Below are 19,192 nucleotides of genomic sequence, written 5' to 3'. Positions count from 1 at the left end.
GCTCGGCTTTTAGCTGTTTTATGGCTTCGTTCATTTGTTATTCTGCACTTAATGCAGCCATCGTAATGTAATTATATGGCTGGTTGAAGTGTGGCAAGAAGAAAATATCTAATAATTTTAATTTATCAATCGTGACCTGTTCTTCAATTGCCAGTGAGAACATATGGATCACACCGGAGATGTCTTCAGTGGAGGCTAATTGTGCCCCAACCACGCGGCGAGAATCTGTTTCATAAACAATTCTAATTTTAACATTGGCATTGTGCTTCATGAAACTAGGGCGTTGCAGATCCTCAAAGTCCGTATATTTCACGTCAATACCATTTTTCTCTGCCGCTTCCACAGACAAGCCGGTCGAAACCATGTGCAGACCAAAAATTGAAATACCATTTGAACCTTGTACGCCTGTTGATTCCAGCCCAACACCGCCGACATTATAACCGGCAACAATCCCCGAACGAACAGCGTTGGTTGCTAGTGCGATATACGTCGTAGCTTGCAGCGCATTTGAATAAATCGTCGCACAATCTCCTACTGCGTAAACATCTGGATCACTTGTTTGTTGATGACGATCCACCAGATACGCACCGTTCTTGAACAGCTCTAGATGCTCTTTACCCAACTCGTTGTTTGGCAGGAACCCAATGGCATTGATGACTAAGTCTACCTTGTATTCGCCCTTGTCTGTCACAATTGCTTCAACTTTTCCATCGCCCTTATATTCCGTTGCTAATTCACCGAAATGAAGCTCGATTTCGTGCTCTTTCAAAACGGCATCCATATCATCGGTGAACCATTTATCATAGTAGCTTGGTAACGAGCGTGTCATCGCATCAAAAAGCAAAACATTTTTTCCACGACGTTTCGCCGCTTCGGCGATTTCTACACCAATATACCCAGCACCAATAACCGCAACATTATTAATCCCGTCGGTGCTTAACAGCTGATCAACCGCTTGTCCATCCTGGAATCGTTTTAAGAAATGAATGTTCTCCAAATCTCGACCAGGAACCTTTGGAGAAATTGGCACAGAGCCCGTTGCCAAAATCAATTTATCATAAGCTTCGACAAAATTTTCTCCTGATTTTGTTGAACAATGAACTTCTTTTTTATCATAATCAATTCGATCAACGGTTGTTTCCATAAAGATTTTAGCACCTTTAGCTTCAAAATCTTCTCGTTTTGTATAAAATAAATTTTCATAAGAATCGATTTGTCTCCCTACCCACAAGGCAGTTCCGCAGCCTAAATAGCTGAGATTATTATTGCGATCAATCATTACTACTTCTTGGTCCTCAAAATTGTCCAAAAGTGTGTTTGCCGCAGCGATCCCAGCATGGTTTGTTCCTACTATTACCGTTTTTGTCATACATTTTCCCCCTTGAGTTTGCAATCGTTTTCAATACATAATAATTGTAGCATACTTCACATGAAGATTTCATCAAAAGAAAAATCCTTTTTATTTATCTCTTGGACATTTATTGAAAGGTTTTGCTAATTTGATCGTTACTTAACACAACAAATACTCATATATAGTAGAATAAAGAAGAGAACACTTCCAAAGAAAGCGAAGGAGAACAAATGACCCCACAATTAAAACAGCATCATCTTGATTTACTCAATAAGTATGGCTTGTTGGATCACCAATCGGTCTGCGAAGTCCAACAATTCAAATCTGGTGAGACGATTTTTTCTCAAGGCGTCGAATATAAATATATTATGATCGTTGTATCTGGTAAAGCCAAAGTTTGTACAAGTGCCCCCAGCGGAAAAGATTTAGTGTTGGCCTATTACCTATCTAGTGGGTTGATTGGTGATGTTGAATTAATGTCCAACACGACTTATGCCACTGCTTCGGTCATTACCCTTTCCCCTTTCGAAGTCATTATCGTTCCATTTCAAGATGATCAAGATTCGATTTTTAAAAATTTGACATTTATGACCACGTTAGCCAAAGGGCTGTCAGAAAACTTAATTAACAGCTCGCATAACTATACGTCGAACGCCTTATATTCCGGTGAACAGCGATTATGTACCTATATCTTACAAGGCTCCTATAAGAATTATTTTTTCGATAATCTGACAGATGTGGCCGCTACGATTGGGATTAGCTATCGGCATTTGCTGCGCTTACTGAATAAGTTATGTGATGATGGTATTTTAAAACGGGAAAAACGGAAATTTCAGATTACTGACATGGAACAACTTAAATACCGATCTTCTGAAGCAGAGTATTTCAAAATAAATCATTGATAAAATACCCATCCGACGCAAGCTGAAAAATCGTCAGATGGGTATTTACTATTAAAAAGCGCGACTTTCAGTGACGTGTTGAACAATACTTAAAGAAATACTCAGCGTTTCCAGCCTTAAAAACTTTCTTGTAGATATTTAGTCAAATCGTTTACATACGTTTTCTGTTGCTTTTTTAGATAGCTTTTAACAAACGGTCTCAGGTAAATTTTTTTAGCCTGAATCGCTTCAGTAAAATGGATTTTTGTTTTGTGATCACTTAAGGAGAAAAATTCACCTGTCCATTTTCCTTTCATATTTACATTCTCCATCTCGAATGCATAAAACTTCATGGGTTCAAACTCTGTGATTGTGAAGGTCGTGGGGAAATCTTGAGTAGTGTACTCAACGAAAACCTTCTGATCTTCGAGGACTTCAACTTTATTCAGATCACTTCGCCACTTTGTGTTTGTCATTGAAGTGACCACCTGCCAAACTTTTTCTATATCAGCATGAAAGATTGCTTCGATTCTTGCAGTAGTCATAATTATCCAACCCCTTTATTATCATTTTACTGTACTGGACATAGTAAAACCTCTCAGTTTTGATACTAATTCTGCGTGTTTTAATAAGGGTGGATTGACCGTTCTTGGACTTACCAAACTTCATGAATAAATTTATTTCTTCGCTCGGCGTTTCTTTGATAGTTCTCCGGATTTCTTTGGTAGTAATCTTGGTGTTCAGCTTCAGCAGGATAAAAAGTTTTTGCAGCCTCGATGGTTGTTACGATCGGCTGATCAAACCTTCCACTTGCCTGCAAGCTGTCTCGACTTTTCTCAGCAATTCTTTTTTGTTCTTCATTAAAATAAAATATGACCGGACGATAACTGCTGCCACGATCTTCAAACTGACCAAAAGCATCTGTCGGATCTGTTTGCTGCCAATAAATTTCTACTAATTCTTGATATGAAATGAATTCTGGGTCGTAAATAATTTCTACCGCCTCAGTATGGCCTGTATCGCCGCTCTTTACTTCTAAATACGTTGGATTTTCTTTCTCACCGCCAGTATACCCAGAAATCACTGATTCAATTCCCGGCAATGAATCAAAGGGTTTAACCATACACCAAAAACAACCTCCTGCAAAAATTGCTCGCTCCATCTTTCTCACCTATCCTTTACATTTATTCATCCACAGGGACGATGGACCCGCCCCATTTCTTTTCAATCCATTGTTGAACCTTGGCTTCATGCAATGTTTCAACAATTGTTTTAATGTCTTTATTATCCTTATTCGTCGTTTTCGTCGCGACAATATTCACATATGGCGAATCGTTTTGTTCGATCATCAAGGAATCCTTCACTGGATTCAACCCTTTTTCGTAAGCAAAATTAGAATTAATCGCGACTAAATCCCCTTCATTATTTTCATAGGCTGAAGTCAGTAATGTCGGATCCACACTATGATCAAAGACCAGATTTTTAGGATTTTCAGTAATATCCTCAAAAGTTGCCTGATCAATTTGCATCCCAGGTTTAATTTTGATCAACTTATTTTTTACAAAGATATTTAAGACTCGGCCCCATTCAGAGGGCACATTTGAAACAATCACTTTTGCCCCATCGGGAATAGCAGCAATTTTCTTTATTTTGTGTGAATAAATGCCCATTGGTTCAAGATGGATCGCCCCCACATTTGAAAATTGATACCCATTTTCTTTCTTTTGCAAATTGAAGTATGGAACCGTTGAAAAATAATTCGCATCGATGTCTCCATTTTCCAATGCCTTATTTGGCAAAACATAGTCATCGAACTTGACGATCTCTAGATCGATCCCTTTCTTCTTCAATTCCGGCCTAATGTGCTCCAAGATTTCTGCGTGGGGAGTCGGCGAAGCACCGATCTTTACCTTATCCGTCTTCTCTGCTGAACCCGAGCCGCAGGCAGCTAATAAAGTCACACAACCTAACACCAATAAAACCAAACCAATTTTTTTCATACAAACACTCTCCCAATTTTTTTGACAAATAAAAAAAATATTCATCCCTTTACCTATCAGCATCCTGATAAATAAAGGGACGAATATTTTCGCGTTACCACCCTTATTCGTATTATTCTCACAAATAATACCTCAACGGTACAAACATACCCGGCGATGTAACGGTCGCTTCCCGTCCAGCTTGCGTGAACAAACTAGAGGCTCAGAGCTCATCTTCATTGATTTTCCACGATCCCTCTTTTCACCTGCCGAGGGTCTCTTTAATCGTCTATTAGTCAATTACTCTTCTCTTCAATGCTTCATTATTGATTTACGTTATTCTAATATAAACAATCTTGCTTTGCAACAAAAAAAGAGCGAAAACTCCTCAACTTTTAAATTGAGGAGTTTCACCTCTATCGTGTTACCTGTGGCAAAGTCACAAGCTCTGTCAGCTCATTGATAATAATATCCGCTTTACTCTGATCCATAAAGAACCCTTGTTTCAAAGCAACCGTATAAATACCCGCCGCTTTAGCCGCAGCAATCCCTAATGTTGAATCTTCCACAGCTAGGCAATCATCACAGGCTAAGGCGTCGCGACTGATCAAATAGATTTCCGGATTAGGTTTGCTTTCCTTTAACTCTTCCCCACTAATAGTATATGAAAAATAGCGTTCCAATTTGCAGTCGGATAACATTTGATCAATTTCTTTGCGTGGGGATGACGAGGCCAATCCAATTGCGATATTTTCTACTCTCAATTGTTCTAATACTGAGGGCACGCTTTCTCGAATAGCCTTTGAAAAATCAATTCCGTGTTGCTGTTTGTAATGAAGGTACTCTCGATGAAGGCGATCACGTGTAATTTCATCATTAGGAATCAGCATTTCCCATGTTTGTTTTTCCGAGTTTCCTACATAATCTTCAAATTTATCAGAGCCTGGTTGAATGCCTTTAGACTTAAAAAAATCCATTCGACGTTTAAAATAGAAGGGTTCACTATCAATTAGCACACCGTCCATATCAAATATTACTGCTTTTCTCATTCTCTCACCTAGTCCTTCACAATATCATTTAGTAAGCGAAGCTCTAACAAAGGAAGCTCAATCGTATATTCCTTCTCAACCTCTTGAAATGCTTGATGGATCAACTCCATATTATGTCCCTCTTTTTGAACATATTCTTTGATATCTGCTTGTTCATCTACACTTTCTTTGCGTAAAATACGTTCGATCATTGAGCAGCAGTGCATGTAAAGCAAGAACAATTGATTGTTTGAAAATTCGATCCCCATTAGTTTTTCGAGTTCTTTGACAGCCTTTTGTACCAATCTCAAAACTTTCGTTGCATCAAGGATCGTTAAATTTTCTACGATCTTGTTAATTGAGAAATTAAAAATCAATTGACTCTTGAAGGCTTCACTATCAATGTCGACTTGTTCATGCAATAGTTCCGCAAATTCTGAAACGGCTTCTCCGTTGATTAATTGATCCAAACCAATGTATGGGACTTGATTGATTTTCGGGTTTTCTGTCCCAACGATCATCAAGACATCATACAGCTGAAATGGAGTCTCATACATTTTATTCTCAGCTAATTTTTTATAGTCATAAGGCAGGATGGTCAATTCCTTTGCAGAATCACCTAAGCACTTCTGTAGGATTTCTTGGATTTGAGTGGCGCTTCCTATTCCTGTATAACAGCAGGTAATGATCGCTTTTTTCTTATTTACCTCTGGGATGATCAGTTGCTTTTGTATACGGTTTTCGACAGTAATCGCCTCATAAACTTCGGTGACACTGTTGCCGTTAACAATATGTTCTCCGACTTCCAATACAAGCGGTGTACTGACATTATCAATAATAACCAAAGGACTCTTAATATGATTTGAAAGACGTTCCCCCAATTGATTGAAGGAACCCATATCTACTAGTAGGATCAATCCTGAATCTGTACGATAATCATTGATATAACGAATAATCTGTGTTTCAACCTTGTCTAAGGTGATATTGATGGGCATATCATAGGCCTGAAACACATTTTTCCCTAACATCCGATTCACGACATTCGCCAAACTGCTGGCCGTCGAATAGCCATGGGCTAGTACGATACATTTTACGTCATTCGGCAGGTCGCTGATCTGTAAACTATAAAAATAAAAGGTCACAAAAACAATATCTTCATCCAATAATCGCTGATCCAACTGCTGGGATAAATAGCTCAATAGCTTTTTAGCATACCAAAATGGCGTTTCTAAAAATGAATCCAAGAATTCCATCAGCTCATTTTTTTGTTCCTGCCAGCCATAATCACTATCTAAAATATCTGTATTATCCTTTAGATAAAGATAGCTTGCTAAAGAAACAACCCGATTGCCATCCTGTTCAAATCCATAGTTCTCATACATCATATCCAGTGTTTGTCGAATATGATAAGTCAGCACGGAATATAAAGACTCTTCCTTTTCATACGTTCCTTGAAAAATAAATTCGTCCATCATTCGTGTCACACGACTAACAGTATCCTCAATGAATTCTTGCGGCTGACTCTCTTTTTTCTGGACCTTTTTAAATTCTGATACGACTTCATCAAAAAAATTACGAAGCAGTTGTGTCTCTTTGCTTTCCAAGTGAATTTGCTGAGTCGTGTTGGGTAGGTATGTGCGATCTGACATTTTCTTCTTTGGTTTACTAAACTGTTCTTTGAATTTCAGATTGTACTCTAGTGGCAGATCCTTTAACCGAACAAAGATCGTCTGACTATTCTTCTGATGCACATAGGCATTTCCACAGGCGTATTTGATGATATTCTTGATTTTCCCGACATTTCCTTCTAAATCACTATTTAGCAAGAAATCAATCATTTGATAAGAAACCTGCAGCTCCTTATCCAAAATGCTGCTTTCTGAAATAAAGAAGGAATCGATCAAGCGCAGCCGCTCAGATTGCGGCCGATTTTGAAATTTGGGTAAGGTAACAATAACTGGTAAACGCCTTAAAAAAGTGGGTAAAAAAGCGGAATAAACGTTCTCCGTCGTTGCAAAAATCAAGCGGACATTCGCTTTTCTTCGAATACTGGTGTCTCCCATGGGTGAAAATTCGCCTGTATCCATGAAGGTAAACAGCTTCTCTTGCCCTTCTTCAGATAAGCGATGAACTTCATCTAAAAATAAGATGCCGCCATCTGCCTTTTCAATCAGTCCATTATGCTCATGGTCCGCTCCTGTGAAGGCTCCTTTTGTATGTCCAAACAACGCGGAGGATAATAGCTCTGGATTATTAAAGTATTGAGCACAATTATAGGCGATAAATGGAGCATTTGATTCTATCACCTGTTGTTCCTTGGCGTATTCATAAATTTTTTCTGCCAAAAAAGTTTTTCCTGAACCGCTTACACCCATCAATAGAATCGGTAATCCGTTATGAGGATACAAGACAGCCGTCTTGATTTGATCGATCGCTTCCTTCAAGCTGCCATTCGCACCGATGATTTCTTCAATGGCATTCCCACGATCTTGTGCAAATAATTCCTTGATCGATTCGTACTCCGCTTTGTCTATCTGAATAGAAGCGTTTTCTAATGCTCTTCTATGTAAAAACAAAACAGGATAGCTTTTTATCTTTATCAGTTCTCCCTCACGAAATGCTTGATTCAAATAACTGCTGATGGTACTACGATTGAGTTGCAGTGATTCAGCAATCTTATAAGCTGAAAACGCCTCTTCTGATCCTTCTTTGAGATTCATCGTTAACTCATATAAATAGTCATCCAGTTCCTTTTTCATTCTCATCACCTGCTTTTCATCGATTTTTGTACCCTCAACTTTATTTTATAGCATTTTCTTTATCTAAGGGATTCATTTTTTATAAAACGAAAAAACCGAGATAAAGTATCTCAGTTTTTTCGCAAAGTTTTTTTGCGACTAGTAAGAAAGTTTCCACATATAACGACGTTTTGTAAGAGGATGTTCTCTCGCATAGGACAGTTCTTCAGCATAGACTCTGAATACTGCTGTGATTACAAATGGGTTGAAGTAATCTAAAACTTCTTTTTCAACAAAAGCGGATAAGCCGTAATCTAATGCATCGACAACTTCTGTTTTTGCATCAAAACGATCTAAGAAGGCTAAGGCGCGTGAATCAATCGCCCGTGTCTTTCCGTCGTTCATCAATAGGATAAATGGAACGTCCTTATCAACGATCTCAAACGGGCCATGGAAGAATTCTCCTGCATGGAAAGTACCCGAATTGATCCATTGCATTTCCATCATCAAGCAAACGGAAGAAGAATACGCTACCTCATGAGTGGCTCCGCTACTCATGATATAAATAACTTTTTCGTCTTTAAAGCGTTGCGCAAATTGTTTTGCTGCTTTACGCGCTGATTCTGCACTTTCCTGAGCGAGATCATAAATCTTGGCAAAACCGTCCATCATTTTATCGTAGTGTTCATAGCCTTCCACCTGATTTAATAACTCAACCGCTAGTAGTAAGCAATAACCTGTTTTTTCAAGTTTCGTTGCATAGTTTTCAGCAAACCCATGATAAATAACATAATCTGCATCTTTTGTTAACGGTGCGTCAACGATTCGTGTTAAACTAATTACTGTAGCACCTTTATCTTTGGCAATTGCATTAGCTTCTACTGTTTCTGGAGTTGCACCTCCAAGTGAAGCTGAGATCACCACTGTGTTCTCATCGACCGAAGTTGGTGTCGCAAAGTTGAATTCGTTGGCTGTGTAGTGGCTAATGCGTAATTGTTTCGCATTTTGGTCTAAAAAGTATTTTGCTGGATACAAATCTGCTTTTGACGCCCCGCAGCCAACGAAAACAACGTGTTTCACTTCTGTTTTCCCTACTATTTCTTTGATAATTTCTTTTGCTTCCATCGTTGAATTCATTTTCTGAATTCCTCCTCAGTTTTCTTTTTTATTTAGAGAAGCATCACTATGTTTTTCCTTTCCATAGCTTCGCTCCAACTACCTGATTTAAACGAAAATCCCTAAAGCGCTTAAAATTAATCCGCCGACAATACAAATCAGCAACATCACACTTGTGTTGACCTTCTTTTGCAGCAGCCAATACATGAGCATCGTCAAAGCAAATGGCAGCATCTGCGGCATAATATTGTCTAGGACATCTTGCAATACAAATGTCTTCCCAAATTTAATTGGCGTAGTGATTCCGATCATGCTGGCGATCATTGCACCAATAACCATCAAACCGATAATGGAACACACATACATCACGCGGTCCATCAAACCACCTTCATATAATCTTGTTAAATATTTATTCCCCATATTGTACCCAAATTTCCCACCATAATAAGTCACGAGAAAAGAAGGAACAAATGAAATGATCATCGCTAAGATTGGTCCTAAAATACTGCCTTGCTGCGCCAAATTAATTCCCAAGCCAAAGGCCAAGACACGAACAGTTCCTTGGAAGAAGGAATCCCCGATACCAGATAATGGACCCATTAATGACGTTTTAACCGAGTTGATCGTATCCGGATTAAATCCTTCTTGATCCTCATAGTATTGCTCTTCCATTGAAGCCGCCAACCCTAAGACAAAGGCACTTGTCTGCGGTGTACAGTTGTAATACAGCATATGACGTTGGTAAGCTTCCTTCTTCAAGTTTTCATCCTTTGGATCCTTGTAGATACGGTCCAATGTTGGTGCAATCCCGTATAAGAAACCCATATTCATCGCACGTTCATAGTTCCAAGAGTCTTGAATGGCCCATGAGCGCCAGAAAAATTGCCAATACTTACGACCATTTTGATCCTTTTCTTTTGCCATTTTCTTAACCTCCTTTTATAGATCATCCAGTGCGTCAGGTTCTTCAGCAGCACCACCGCCGCCACTGCCACCAGATTTATTCGCTTCAATTTGATACATCACAAATGCGACAATTCCAGCAAATAGTGCCACACCGGTAATTCCTAAGCCTGAATAAGCAGTAATCAGGAATCCTAAAACCAAAAACGGCATCATTTTTTTAGACAGCATCGTTTGCAACAGTAAAGCAAACCCGTAGGCTGGCAACAATTTACTTGCTAAGCTCAAGCCATCAGTGATCCACTGAGGAATCGCATCCACAATCGACTTAACTAAGTCCGTTCCAAAATAAATGGCTAGGAAGATCGGGACAAAATACATTAAGGAATACAGGATGGTTCCCCATACAATATGGATATGTTGCACCCTTTTGAACTTTCCTTCCTCAATTAACGAATCGGCTCGGTGGGTCAAACTAGCCAAAACCGTTCGCATCAAAATTCCCAATAATTGCCCTAAAATTGCGATCGGAATCGCAATGGTCAAAGCTGTCTCTGCATTTGAACCAGATAAAATTGCAAAAGCCGTTGCGATAACTGCACCCAATGTCATATCTGCAGGTACGGCAGCTCCGACCTGAACGACACCTAATGAAATCAATTCAATGGATGCCCCTACTAGCAACCCTTTCTCCAAATCCCCTAACGCCAGACCAACTAAGGTCCCAACAATTAACGGCCGTTCGAAGTTCAGTCGCCCCAACAAGCGAGAGTCTAACATGACAAACACACCAATCAATCCTAAAACTATTGATTGAACCAACATTTAAAGCCCTCCTTTTAAATTAATTTATTTAAATCCTCTGATTTAGAGGTTGGTATCTGCTGCATATATTGTTTCACACCCATCTCCTTCAATTTTCTAGCTTCCTGCTGTTCCTCTTCATTTAAGAAAATCGCACTGCCAAATTGCTTTCCATCATTGGTTTTTGGTATCCCGCCATAATTGATTTCCTTGATTTTAGGATAGGCTTCGCAAAAGGCTAATGTCTCCTTCGTATTTCCGAAAATCAGCATAATATTTTCGTTCAATGTTTCTACTTTAGGCATTTTTGACAAGGCCTCTTCAACAGTAAAAATGTTCAATTTTACACCAGTTGGTTTTGCCAGATTTAGTGACATTTTCTTGAATTCATCCGTCGCTGCTTCTTTATTGATTACGATAATGCGGTTGATTCCCTGTGACTTGGTCCAAGAAAATACTACTTGACCATGTAATAAACGATAATCAATTCGTACAAGCTTAATCATAAATCGTCCCCTCCAATATTAATTTTTGTTGTTAATAGCTGTTTGCAATCAATCATTCCTTGTCGGCTTTCCTCAAGAATCGCTGCTAGCTGATTTGACTCAATCTTACCAGCTTGCGTCGCAATGGAAATTACCAAGGGTAAATTCATCCCTGCAAATAAATGAAGCTCTGGATGCTCCTGTTGAATCGTTAACAAATCATTATTGACACTTCCACCGAAAATATCCGTTAAAATGTACACATCTTCATAACCGATTGTTTGGAGTAGACGTTCTACTTGATTTTTGATCGGCTCATCCTCATCTCGAAACGCTGAAAGAGCAAAAATATTGCCTTCATCACCGATAATCATTGACGCAGTCTGCTTCAATCCTTGTGAAAACTCTCCGTGGCTTGCTAAAATAATCTTGTTCATTCCCTATCCTCCTTATAACTGTTCTCACTTTTATATAAAGCAAGTAGCGTGCCAATTTTTTATAGAAGCCACAAACCCTTTATTATCAACACTTTATCAAACGCTTTCAACACATTGTTTGACACGACAAATAATGTGGGCAAGAGTGTTGGAAGGACTTCTATCGGTAAAATCAGAAAACTTCTACAATACTCCTTATTGCAAATACAAAAGAATGTGTTTTATTTCTTCTATAGTAATAGTAGGAGAAAGAAGGCGCTCAGCAAATCGAATTTGATCTACTGAGCGCCTTTTTGATTAGTTGTATTGTGCTTTCCACATATAAGTACGTGTCATATAGTCCTTTTTGATCTGGTAAGCCAATTCCCTCATAAATACATTGTTTAAGATTGGAGAGAAAAGCAAATGATTGAAATGCTCACTCACCTTCGGGTCAAATTGATTCAGACCAATGTCGCGAGCATCCAATTGGAATACTTTGCTTCCGCCAAATTCTTCTAAGAAACGTGCAGCTCTCTCGTCATTTGATCGACTGCCTCCTTCACCGATAAGCAAGAAAACGGATGTTTCTTCATCAATCACTTCAAACGGTCCGTGGAAGAAATCACAGGAATTGACTGTTGGGGAATCAATTTGCAGCATCTCCATAATGTTGCATATAGAGAAAATATACGCTGCGCCAAAAGTTGCGCCGCTGCCCATGACATGGATAGATTTTGAGTCACGATTTTTCATCGCCCACTTGATCGCTTTCGTGCGAATGTCTGCTGCTGCTTGCTTATAGATTCTATCCACCGCTTCAAAACTCTCCATTGCCAAACTCACATGTTCATATCCTTCAACGACATCCATCACCAGCATCGCTATTTTTAAACCATAAGCGGCGTTGGTTTTTGAAAAATCGCTGCTGTCTACCGCGACAGAATCATAAGCAACTTTGTAATCACAAACCTCTGTTAATTCTGACTCATCGACATATAATGCCAAGGTGGCTGCCCCAAGTTCTTTCGCAAGTTTTGCCGCTTCGATCGTCTCCGGCGTGCCCCGCATTGAACAAACAACAGCTAAAGTATTTTCTCCAACAAAAGCTGGGGGTGCTTTAACAAATTCATTACTGGTAATATTTTTCGAGCGAAGCGTCGTGGCCTCTTGATCCAAAAAATAGTGTCCCGGATAGAACCCTCCATAGCTTCCACCTGCTGCCAACCAAATAACATTTTTGATGCCACCCGTTGCTTTCTTATTTTTTTCGATTTCCTCAATCATTTTTCTTAGTTCCATACTATCTCCTCACTTTCATTATTAGTCCTATGCGTCTTATCCACAATACAAGTTTAGTACGTGTTGCAAAATTTGTCAATATGTGTTTATGATGTTTGTTCAAACTTGTATTGAAGTTGATATATAGATCGCATTTGCGTATAATATAAGAAAAGGTGGTGTAGAAATGGCTCAAAAGATTATTAATGAAACAAAACCTCTTTATTTGCAGATAAAAGAAACCATCCTTAAACAAATAAAGGAAGGCGAATTGAAGCCCGGCGATAAATTACTTTCAGAAGCACAATTTCAAAAAAGCTTCGCTGTCAGCAGAATTACTGTACGAAAGGCGATTGACGAGTTAGTAGAAGAAAACTATTTGATGCGCCTTCAAGGAAAGGGGACGTTTGTTAAAGAACAGGCTGAAACTCAACAAAAATCCTTATCACTAACGCAAGTTTGTCTAGAACAAGGGAAAAAGCTGACTTCTGAAGTGATTTCAGTTATCGAATGTCCTGTACCCACAGATTTCGCTGATTTACTCAACTCAAAAGAAGCTATTTTAGTTGAGCGTCTTCGTAAAATTGATGGGGTGCCGATTATGTTGGAAAAAAACTACCTCCCATTAGCTTTTACTTTTTTATTGGACACTGATTTGTCCGGATCGCTATACCAAGTACTTGCTTCTTTCAGTATTGAGCCGCAATACAAAGGGCTAAATCAAGTGGCAATCAGTCAACTGACCGATCAAGAAGCCAAGTTATTTAATGTCCAAAGTGGGCTTTCTGTTATTCATCATAAAGGGACTGTTTATGATTCAAAGAATCAGTTAGTTCTCGCTTCAGAAGAGCTCGTTCGCGTGGATCTTCCTGATTTATTTAAATACTATCTATAAAAAAGTGGTGCACTTCTTTTTATCAGAAGCGCACCACTTTTTTCAAATCAACTTTTGTTCCTTCTGAATCGTTACTATTCTTTGGATAAAGCATCTTCGACCGCTTTAATGATCGTCACACTACTTTGGGTAGCGCCGCTAATAGCATCCACTTTCAAACTCTGTTCGTCAATAATTTTGTTAACGATTTGTTCACCATCTTTGCCTAATCCTGTCATATGATCTTCAATTTTGATCGATGCTATCTTCCCTTCATTGACAAGCACATTCACTTTCGCTGAAACTGGGCTGATCTTAGCTGTTCCTTCATATTCTCCATTTGCTAGTTGCGCAACATCTACGTTCTGAATAGTTACTTTCTTTAATGTTTGTTTTGTTAAATACGAAGCGCCAAATTTCACACATAAAACAACGATCACAAGAATAAGTAATACAATAATTAATTTCTTTCCCATTCTCCGACTCACTCCTTTAAGGTATCCGTACCAACTCTGCTAAATCAATATAATCTGCTTTTCCTTCACTAACTACTGCTTCGATCGCTTTTTCAATATCCAATTTTTCCTCCTCTTCCTTCTTGGCGCTGCTTTTACTAATCATTTTTATGATTAGCTTTTCCGGTAGTTTCAATTGTTCTTTTACTAGTCTTCCTCTTAAATGAACATGCTCCGCGTCTGGAAAAAGTTTGACTATTCCTTGTTGAATTTCCTCCAGCTTTTCCTGATCGTAAATTGAAGTAAGCCCAACTGAGATAATTACGAGGGATTGGTTTTCTGTTACTTTCTTTTTCACTTCCTCCAAACCTAAAATATTTCCAGCATAAACGCTGCCAAAATAATAAACCCTATCTACAGATGCAAGTTCCATCGATGTGAGATCAGTATATTCTAGGATTGGGTAGTCATTTTCTTTGGCAAAAGCTTTTGCATAGATTTCTGAACTCCCCTTTTTTGTTCCATAAACGACTATATTTTTCATCGCAATTCCTCCTTTTTGCCTTCCATCGACTCTAACGCTTCTAGTTTCTCTACTCCTGCGTACATTTTCATAAAGATAGAGAAGAAAACTTCCAACTCTTCATCTGAATATTCGGCAAAAATAGCGGTTAATGCGCTTTCATGCAGCCGACTAACTGATTGAAAATAAGCCTCACCTTTATCCGTCAAAAACAAATCCAGTCGTCGTTTATCACGTTCACTGCGGGATAGTATTAGCAGCTCTTTTTTTTCTAGAGCAACTGCTAATTTTTTTACATTTTGCCTTGAACAGCCTAAAAGTTCACCGCAACTTGTCAGATCCAAGGTCTGACCGGGTGCCTGCTTGATCATGATCAGGACCATAAATTGTTTAATTGTCACAAATGGATCTACCTTATCAAAGGAAGTTTGCAGGCGATTGCCAAGAATAAACAAACTCGCAAAAATTGCTCGTTGCTGGTTATCACGCCCTTCCCTAAAAGTTTGGGTTAAACGCTCTATGGACATTATTATTCCTCCCGTCTTCACAATTAAGTAACTTGTTACCTATATTCTACCTTGAGTTTAAATGAGAATCTATAGTCCTTAGGTCTTATTTTAGTGATAAAAGAAAACAATCATAAGAAAGCCTTTTTATATGATTTTTTGATTTTTTTAAGATTTTATATATAATTACGCTCAATAAAAATGTATAATAAACTCATATAAAGCGTTTTACTTCTTAGGAGCGCCTGAAATTTTTTCCTTTAGGGGGAAGTTAATTGAAAAATTCAATCATCAATATCGATAAACGCCATAAAGATATTTTAGACATACTGGAAAAAAAGGAGCATATGACTACATTAGAACTATCTGAAGCTCTGGATGTTTCCCTTAGTACCATTCGTCGAGATCTGCATTTATTGGAAGAAAAAAATGATATCATTCGCAAGTTTGGCTATTGTATCTTTAATTACGAAAATAAACCGGACACAGAGCAATCCGGTCCGGTTCGCATCAAACAAGCCCTCGCTCAAGAAGCCAGCAAATACATACATGATTATGACACAGTCTTCATCAATTCTAGCTCCACCGCGATTAAAACTGTGGACTATTTACATTCTGAGCACTTAACAATCATTACGAATAATTTAAAAATCAATTATGCTACTCAAAATCCCGAGTACAATTTTGTCTTAACTGGAGGGGAAATGCGTTTTCCTAAAGAAGCTTTAGTTGGGGATGTGGTTATCAATCTTTTATCTTCCATCAATGCCGATACCTGTGTAGTGGGCTGTAGTGGAATCGATATTGAAAATGGGGTAACGACGAAATTCATGAATGAGGCAACCATCAATGAAATGATGGTTCAAAGAACAACTAGATGCAAGATTTTGGTTGCGGATCATCGCAAAGTAGGACAAACGTCAAAATTTAAAATGGCAGATATTTCTGCCTTTGACTATTTGATTACAGATCAATTCAGTTCAGAAGAGGTTTTAACTAAGATTCAACATATGGGGGTCACTGTCGTTCAAGTCACTTAAAGGAGTGTCATTCTTTGGGAAAAACAAGACAAGTTTTGCTTTCCACTGATCTTATTTTCATTTTCTTATTCACTTATGGCTGTTCAATTACTCTTGCCGCTTTTTTTCTAGCTAGTCCGCAGGATTTGTTAGTGGGCATGCAGCATATTGTTCGCTCACCTAGTAATTTGATTACAGATTATGTCCACATCGCTGGTGTGGGTTCCGCATTTTTAAATAGCGGCTTATTGACATTAAGTAGTCTTTTTCTTTTACGGAAGCATAAGCACCATTTTTGTTCGTTAACTGTTTCTGTCATCATGATGCTATCCGGCTTTTCTTTTTTTGGAAAAAACATTGTCAATTCAGCCCCAATCATTCTAGGCTGCCTGATTTATTTGAAGATTCATCATTCAGGACGACAAGATTTATTGGTAATGGGCCTGTTAAGTACCTGTCTTTCACCTATTGTGAGCACGATCTATAGCGCACCAAATCATTCATTGCTTTTAAATATAGTCATTGCATTGATTACTGGTTTGTTGATTGGTTACACAATTCTTCCGATTTTTGAATTTTTGAAAGTCCACACTAAAGAGTTAAATCTTTATAATATGGGGTTCTCTGCTGGTTTTATCGGTGTCCTTGGAAACTTGATGACAAGAAATGTTTTAGCGATTAAAATTGTCCCACATGCGTTATCCTTCGAACATCATCAGCCGCTTCTTTGGTTTTTGATCGCCTTATTCACGTTTCCACTGCTCATTTTTCTTTCCTTCTACAGAAAAAATGCCGCACATTCGAAGCATCTGCTTCTGGATCTAAAAAAAATCGCGCGCTTTTCACTCTATGGCTATTTGGCCATTATTTTTACTCTTATGCTAAGAGTGCCATTAAGCGGAATCTTGGTGGGGGCTATTTTGACCTTTGCGGGCTTCAGCATGTACAACTTCAAATTTCGTTATTTCTTTTTTCCTGCGCTAGGTGTTTTTCTTACCGCTTTACTTCTATATCAAGACGCGGCCACGACCAACAACATCGTGATTATTCTTTTCGCCAGCACACTTTCACCAATGACGCGAAAGTACGGGCTGCTGACAGGTACACTTTCCGGCGGAATATTTTCCTTGATTACTAGAAATACCCAGTACTTGACTGCAGGCATCAACCTATACAATTGTGGATTTGCAGGTGGGATTACCGTTTTATTAATGGATTTTGTTCGTGTTCAATTTTATAAAAACAGTAAATTAAAAGTGTATTTTCAGTCTCTGCATTTAAGAATCATCCATGTCGAAAAACAACTGGTAACCAAGTGGATGAAAAAGACAGGAACGCTCTTTTTCAAGTCCAAGATTACAAGAGACGATCAATCTTAACGTTTGAACCCATTCTATAAAACTCTATTAAGTAGCTTAGTTAGCTGCTTTTTTTGAGTGAGGTATCAGGGAAATGGAAGAATCGAAAATCACCCGCGGAAATGAAATCGACTCTTATCAGCCTTGATTCATACTAAATATTCGTCTTCACCAGCGTTTTTTGAATCGGCCCAATCGTTGCCAAGACTTCCTAATAGCGCCAAAGGGTGATGCTTTATTCTTCTGATTTGCCTTTTCCTCAAACTTTATGAATAGTTCAATACACATTGGATCTGTTTCCTGATTGAGTTGGGCATCTAAGAGATGTCCCTTCTCAGGTATAACTGTTAAAACAAAAGAATGCAGCTGTTCTTGTGAAAAATCACGAATTGTCGTACCTGTTGGCAGACTCACTACTCGTTTTAATACACTTGGTTCAATCATTTTTTCTTCAACCATAGTCAATTTAGGCTCAGTCAAAGAGCTAACGCTAGTATCTTCTAATCCTTGATTGTACACTTGTGCTTCGATTTCATCCTCTTCTTCGTCACTGGAAAGTTGTTCCGTACTTTCATACGTGGCTTCTTCACTCGTAGTATCGAAAATAATGGTTTCTATCTCTTCGAAAAAGCTTGCTGTGACTAATTTATCAAAAAGACGAGCTCCTTTTTTTCTGAAAAGTTTAATGGTCGTCAATTTCTCTAAAGAGGCTTTGATTTGCTCTGGCGGAAGCTCAGTATTTGCATCGTTCACTCGTACGATATGTTCTTTACCAAAACTATTTTCAAATGTTGCGGCCAATTCTACCAAATCTTTCCTTCCCTTCTCGTTAGATTTTTGTGATATTCGCTCAAGAGCCTACTAGTCCTCTTAACGGTGTCATAATCACTTGGTTCATTACTTTTTCAACCTTTTCTTTGATAAATGATTTTGCTGCGAATAAGTGCAAGTAGACCAGTTTCCATTCTTTTGAAGAAAAATATTCCTTAAAATAAACATAATAGCGACGCAAAGTACGAGAAGTTTTGCTCTTTAGAAATATTCTGCGTACAAGTCCTTTCATAAAGAAGGAGAAGTCCTCTCCACCAAGCTCATCTCGAACTTGAAGCGCTACCAAAAATTGGATCGTCGACTTGGCATCACGAGTATCCTGATAATAATGATTCATACGTTTTTCAATCGTCTTAGGTTTAAGACTAAAGAGTTGTTCCGGGGTAAATAGCGGTTTTTTCATTATCGATAGCTCCTTTTTTCTCTTTTTTCAGTGATCACGCAATGACTATAATCCTAAAAAAACAGCCTTGTCAAATGACATTTTTCAAAAAAATGGTTTTTCACAAGCGGAGAAACTTGGGATACTAAGCATTCGAAACCAAAAAAACTCTTTTTTTAATTTGAAATAAACGAAAAAAGCATAAAGCGTTCAAGTGTGTTATTTATTCTTTTTACCCCTTTTTTGAGAAGGTTCATGCTTA

General features: G+C 38.4%; 21 protein-coding genes and 1 other annotated feature. Of the genes, 4 read left to right on the top strand and 17 right to left on the bottom strand.

The genetic code is table 11. The annotated features are described in order from the left end of the window. Positions 1-37: 37 nt before the first annotated feature. Positions 38-1,369 carry a H2O-forming NADH oxidase gene (gene nox, locus IGI50_RS07385; protein ID WP_438776623.1) on the bottom strand — a complete coding sequence of 444 codons (1,332 nt, stop codon included), beginning with the start codon at positions 1,367-1,369 and terminating at the stop codon, positions 38-40. 212 nt (positions 1,370-1,581) lie between these two features. Here nox and IGI50_RS07380 point away from each other — a divergent pair, with 212 nt between their 5' ends. After that, positions 1,582-2,253, top strand: coding sequence for a Crp/Fnr family transcriptional regulator (locus tag IGI50_RS07380; RefSeq protein WP_218257239.1), 672 nt, complete (start codon positions 1,582-1,584; stop codon positions 2,251-2,253). Between the two features lie 116 nt (positions 2,254-2,369). On the opposite strand, the gene IGI50_RS07375 is transcribed toward IGI50_RS07380, so the two are convergent. From IGI50_RS07375 to IGI50_RS07325, 11 genes are all read right to left on the bottom strand, one after another. Beyond that, complete coding sequence (locus IGI50_RS07375; protein ID WP_311854784.1) at positions 2,370-2,777, bottom strand: SRPBCC family protein; 408 nt, start codon at positions 2,775-2,777, stop codon at positions 2,370-2,372. A gap of 110 nt (positions 2,778-2,887) precedes the next feature. After that, positions 2,888-3,394 carry a peptide-methionine (S)-S-oxide reductase MsrA gene (msrA, locus tag IGI50_RS07370; RefSeq protein ID WP_002334638.1) on the bottom strand — a complete coding sequence of 169 codons (507 nt, stop codon included), beginning with the start codon at positions 3,392-3,394 and terminating at the stop codon, positions 2,888-2,890. A 22-nt stretch (positions 3,395-3,416) separates the two neighbouring features. Then, positions 3,417-4,232 carry a MetQ/NlpA family ABC transporter substrate-binding protein gene (locus tag IGI50_RS07365; protein ID WP_438776622.1) on the bottom strand — a complete coding sequence of 272 codons (816 nt, stop codon included), beginning with the start codon at positions 4,230-4,232 and terminating at the stop codon, positions 3,417-3,419. A 72-nt stretch (positions 4,233-4,304) separates the two neighbouring features. Further along, positions 4,305-4,536: a binding site (T-box leader), on the bottom strand. 91 nt (positions 4,537-4,627) lie between these two features. Further along, on the bottom strand, positions 4,628-5,260 hold the full coding sequence (locus tag IGI50_RS07360; RefSeq protein ID WP_010744710.1) for an HAD family hydrolase: 633 nt from the start codon (positions 5,258-5,260) through the stop codon (positions 4,628-4,630). An 8-nt stretch (positions 5,261-5,268) separates the two neighbouring features. Further along, positions 5,269-7,998 carry a sigma 54-interacting transcriptional regulator gene (locus IGI50_RS07355; protein WP_438776621.1) on the bottom strand — a complete coding sequence of 910 codons (2,730 nt, stop codon included), beginning with the start codon at positions 7,996-7,998 and terminating at the stop codon, positions 5,269-5,271. Positions 7,999-8,136: 138 nt separating this feature from the next. Beyond that, a complete protein-coding gene (locus IGI50_RS07350; RefSeq protein ID WP_114526078.1) occupies positions 8,137-9,114 on the bottom strand; it encodes an SIS domain-containing protein in 978 nt (325 codons plus the stop codon). An 87-nt stretch (positions 9,115-9,201) separates the two neighbouring features. Continuing rightward, positions 9,202-10,017: a PTS system mannose/fructose/sorbose family transporter subunit IID gene (locus tag IGI50_RS07345; RefSeq protein WP_218257235.1), complete on the bottom strand. Its 816-nt coding sequence runs from the start codon at positions 10,015-10,017 to the stop codon at positions 9,202-9,204. Between the two features lie 15 nt (positions 10,018-10,032). Next, positions 10,033-10,821 carry a PTS mannose/fructose/sorbose/N-acetylgalactosamine transporter subunit IIC gene (locus IGI50_RS07340; RefSeq protein ID WP_010744706.1) on the bottom strand — a complete coding sequence of 263 codons (789 nt, stop codon included), beginning with the start codon at positions 10,819-10,821 and terminating at the stop codon, positions 10,033-10,035. Between the two features lie 14 nt (positions 10,822-10,835). Then, entirely contained in the window at positions 10,836-11,306 is a 471-nt protein-coding gene (locus tag IGI50_RS07335) for a PTS sugar transporter subunit IIB (RefSeq protein WP_010744705.1), read from the bottom strand. Further along, positions 11,303-11,722, bottom strand: a complete 420-nt coding sequence (locus IGI50_RS07330) for a PTS sugar transporter subunit IIA (RefSeq protein WP_010744704.1) — start codon at positions 11,720-11,722, stop codon at positions 11,303-11,305. The genes IGI50_RS07335 and IGI50_RS07330 overlap by 4 nt, the downstream gene beginning before the upstream one ends. Positions 11,723-12,019: 297 nt before the next feature. After that, positions 12,020-13,003 carry a sugar isomerase gene (locus tag IGI50_RS07325; protein WP_438776620.1) on the bottom strand — a complete coding sequence of 328 codons (984 nt, stop codon included), beginning with the start codon at positions 13,001-13,003 and terminating at the stop codon, positions 12,020-12,022. A 166-nt stretch (positions 13,004-13,169) separates the two neighbouring features. Here IGI50_RS07325 and IGI50_RS07320 point away from each other — a divergent pair, with 166 nt between their 5' ends. Beyond that, positions 13,170-13,877: a GntR family transcriptional regulator gene (locus IGI50_RS07320; RefSeq protein ID WP_438776619.1), complete on the top strand. Its 708-nt coding sequence runs from the start codon at positions 13,170-13,172 to the stop codon at positions 13,875-13,877. A 74-nt stretch (positions 13,878-13,951) separates the two neighbouring features. Here IGI50_RS07320 and IGI50_RS07315 read toward each other — a convergent pair whose 3' ends face one another. From IGI50_RS07315 to IGI50_RS07305, 3 genes are read right to left on the bottom strand one after another with little or no spacing between them, the layout of a single operon-like run. Next, positions 13,952-14,332 (bottom strand): FMN-binding protein, encoded by a 381-nt coding sequence (locus IGI50_RS07315; protein WP_438776618.1) that lies wholly within the window; start codon positions 14,330-14,332, stop codon positions 13,952-13,954. A 16-nt stretch (positions 14,333-14,348) separates the two neighbouring features. Beyond that, on the bottom strand, positions 14,349-14,855 hold the full coding sequence (locus IGI50_RS07310; RefSeq protein WP_438776617.1) for a flavodoxin domain-containing protein: 507 nt from the start codon (positions 14,853-14,855) through the stop codon (positions 14,349-14,351). After that, the gene (locus IGI50_RS07305) at positions 14,852-15,361 is read right to left on the bottom strand and encodes a MarR family winged helix-turn-helix transcriptional regulator (RefSeq protein ID WP_311854776.1); all 510 of its coding nucleotides are present in this window, start codon (positions 15,359-15,361) and stop codon (positions 14,852-14,854) included. The genes IGI50_RS07310 and IGI50_RS07305 overlap by 4 nt, the downstream gene beginning before the upstream one ends. 254 nt (positions 15,362-15,615) lie before the next feature. Between IGI50_RS07305 and IGI50_RS07300 the strand changes: the two genes are divergently transcribed. Both IGI50_RS07300 and IGI50_RS07295 read left to right on the top strand, forming a co-directional pair. After that, complete coding sequence (locus IGI50_RS07300; RefSeq protein WP_218257229.1) at positions 15,616-16,380, top strand: DeoR/GlpR family DNA-binding transcription regulator; 765 nt, start codon at positions 15,616-15,618, stop codon at positions 16,378-16,380. A 14-nt stretch (positions 16,381-16,394) separates the two neighbouring features. After that, entirely contained in the window at positions 16,395-17,738 is a 1,344-nt protein-coding gene (locus tag IGI50_RS07295; RefSeq protein ID WP_218257228.1) for a DUF1576 domain-containing protein, read from the top strand. 147 nt (positions 17,739-17,885) lie between these two features. Here IGI50_RS07295 and IGI50_RS07290 read toward each other — a convergent pair whose 3' ends face one another. Then, positions 17,886-18,527 carry a DUF2922 domain-containing protein gene (locus IGI50_RS07290; RefSeq protein WP_218257227.1) on the bottom strand — a complete coding sequence of 214 codons (642 nt, stop codon included), beginning with the start codon at positions 18,525-18,527 and terminating at the stop codon, positions 17,886-17,888. 40 nt (positions 18,528-18,567) lie between these two features. Then, on the bottom strand, positions 18,568-18,951 hold the full coding sequence (locus IGI50_RS07285) for a hypothetical protein (protein ID WP_218257226.1): 384 nt from the start codon (positions 18,949-18,951) through the stop codon (positions 18,568-18,570). Positions 18,952-19,192 lie beyond the last annotated feature (241 nt).

The sequence above is a fragment of the Enterococcus sp. DIV0170 genome (genome assembly GCF_051710765.1).
Lineage (GTDB): Bacteria > Bacillota > Bacilli > Lactobacillales > Enterococcaceae > Enterococcus_A > Enterococcus_A raffinosus.
The sequence above is the reverse complement of the archived record's forward strand: the minus strand, read 5'-3'. Positions and strand labels throughout refer to the sequence as shown.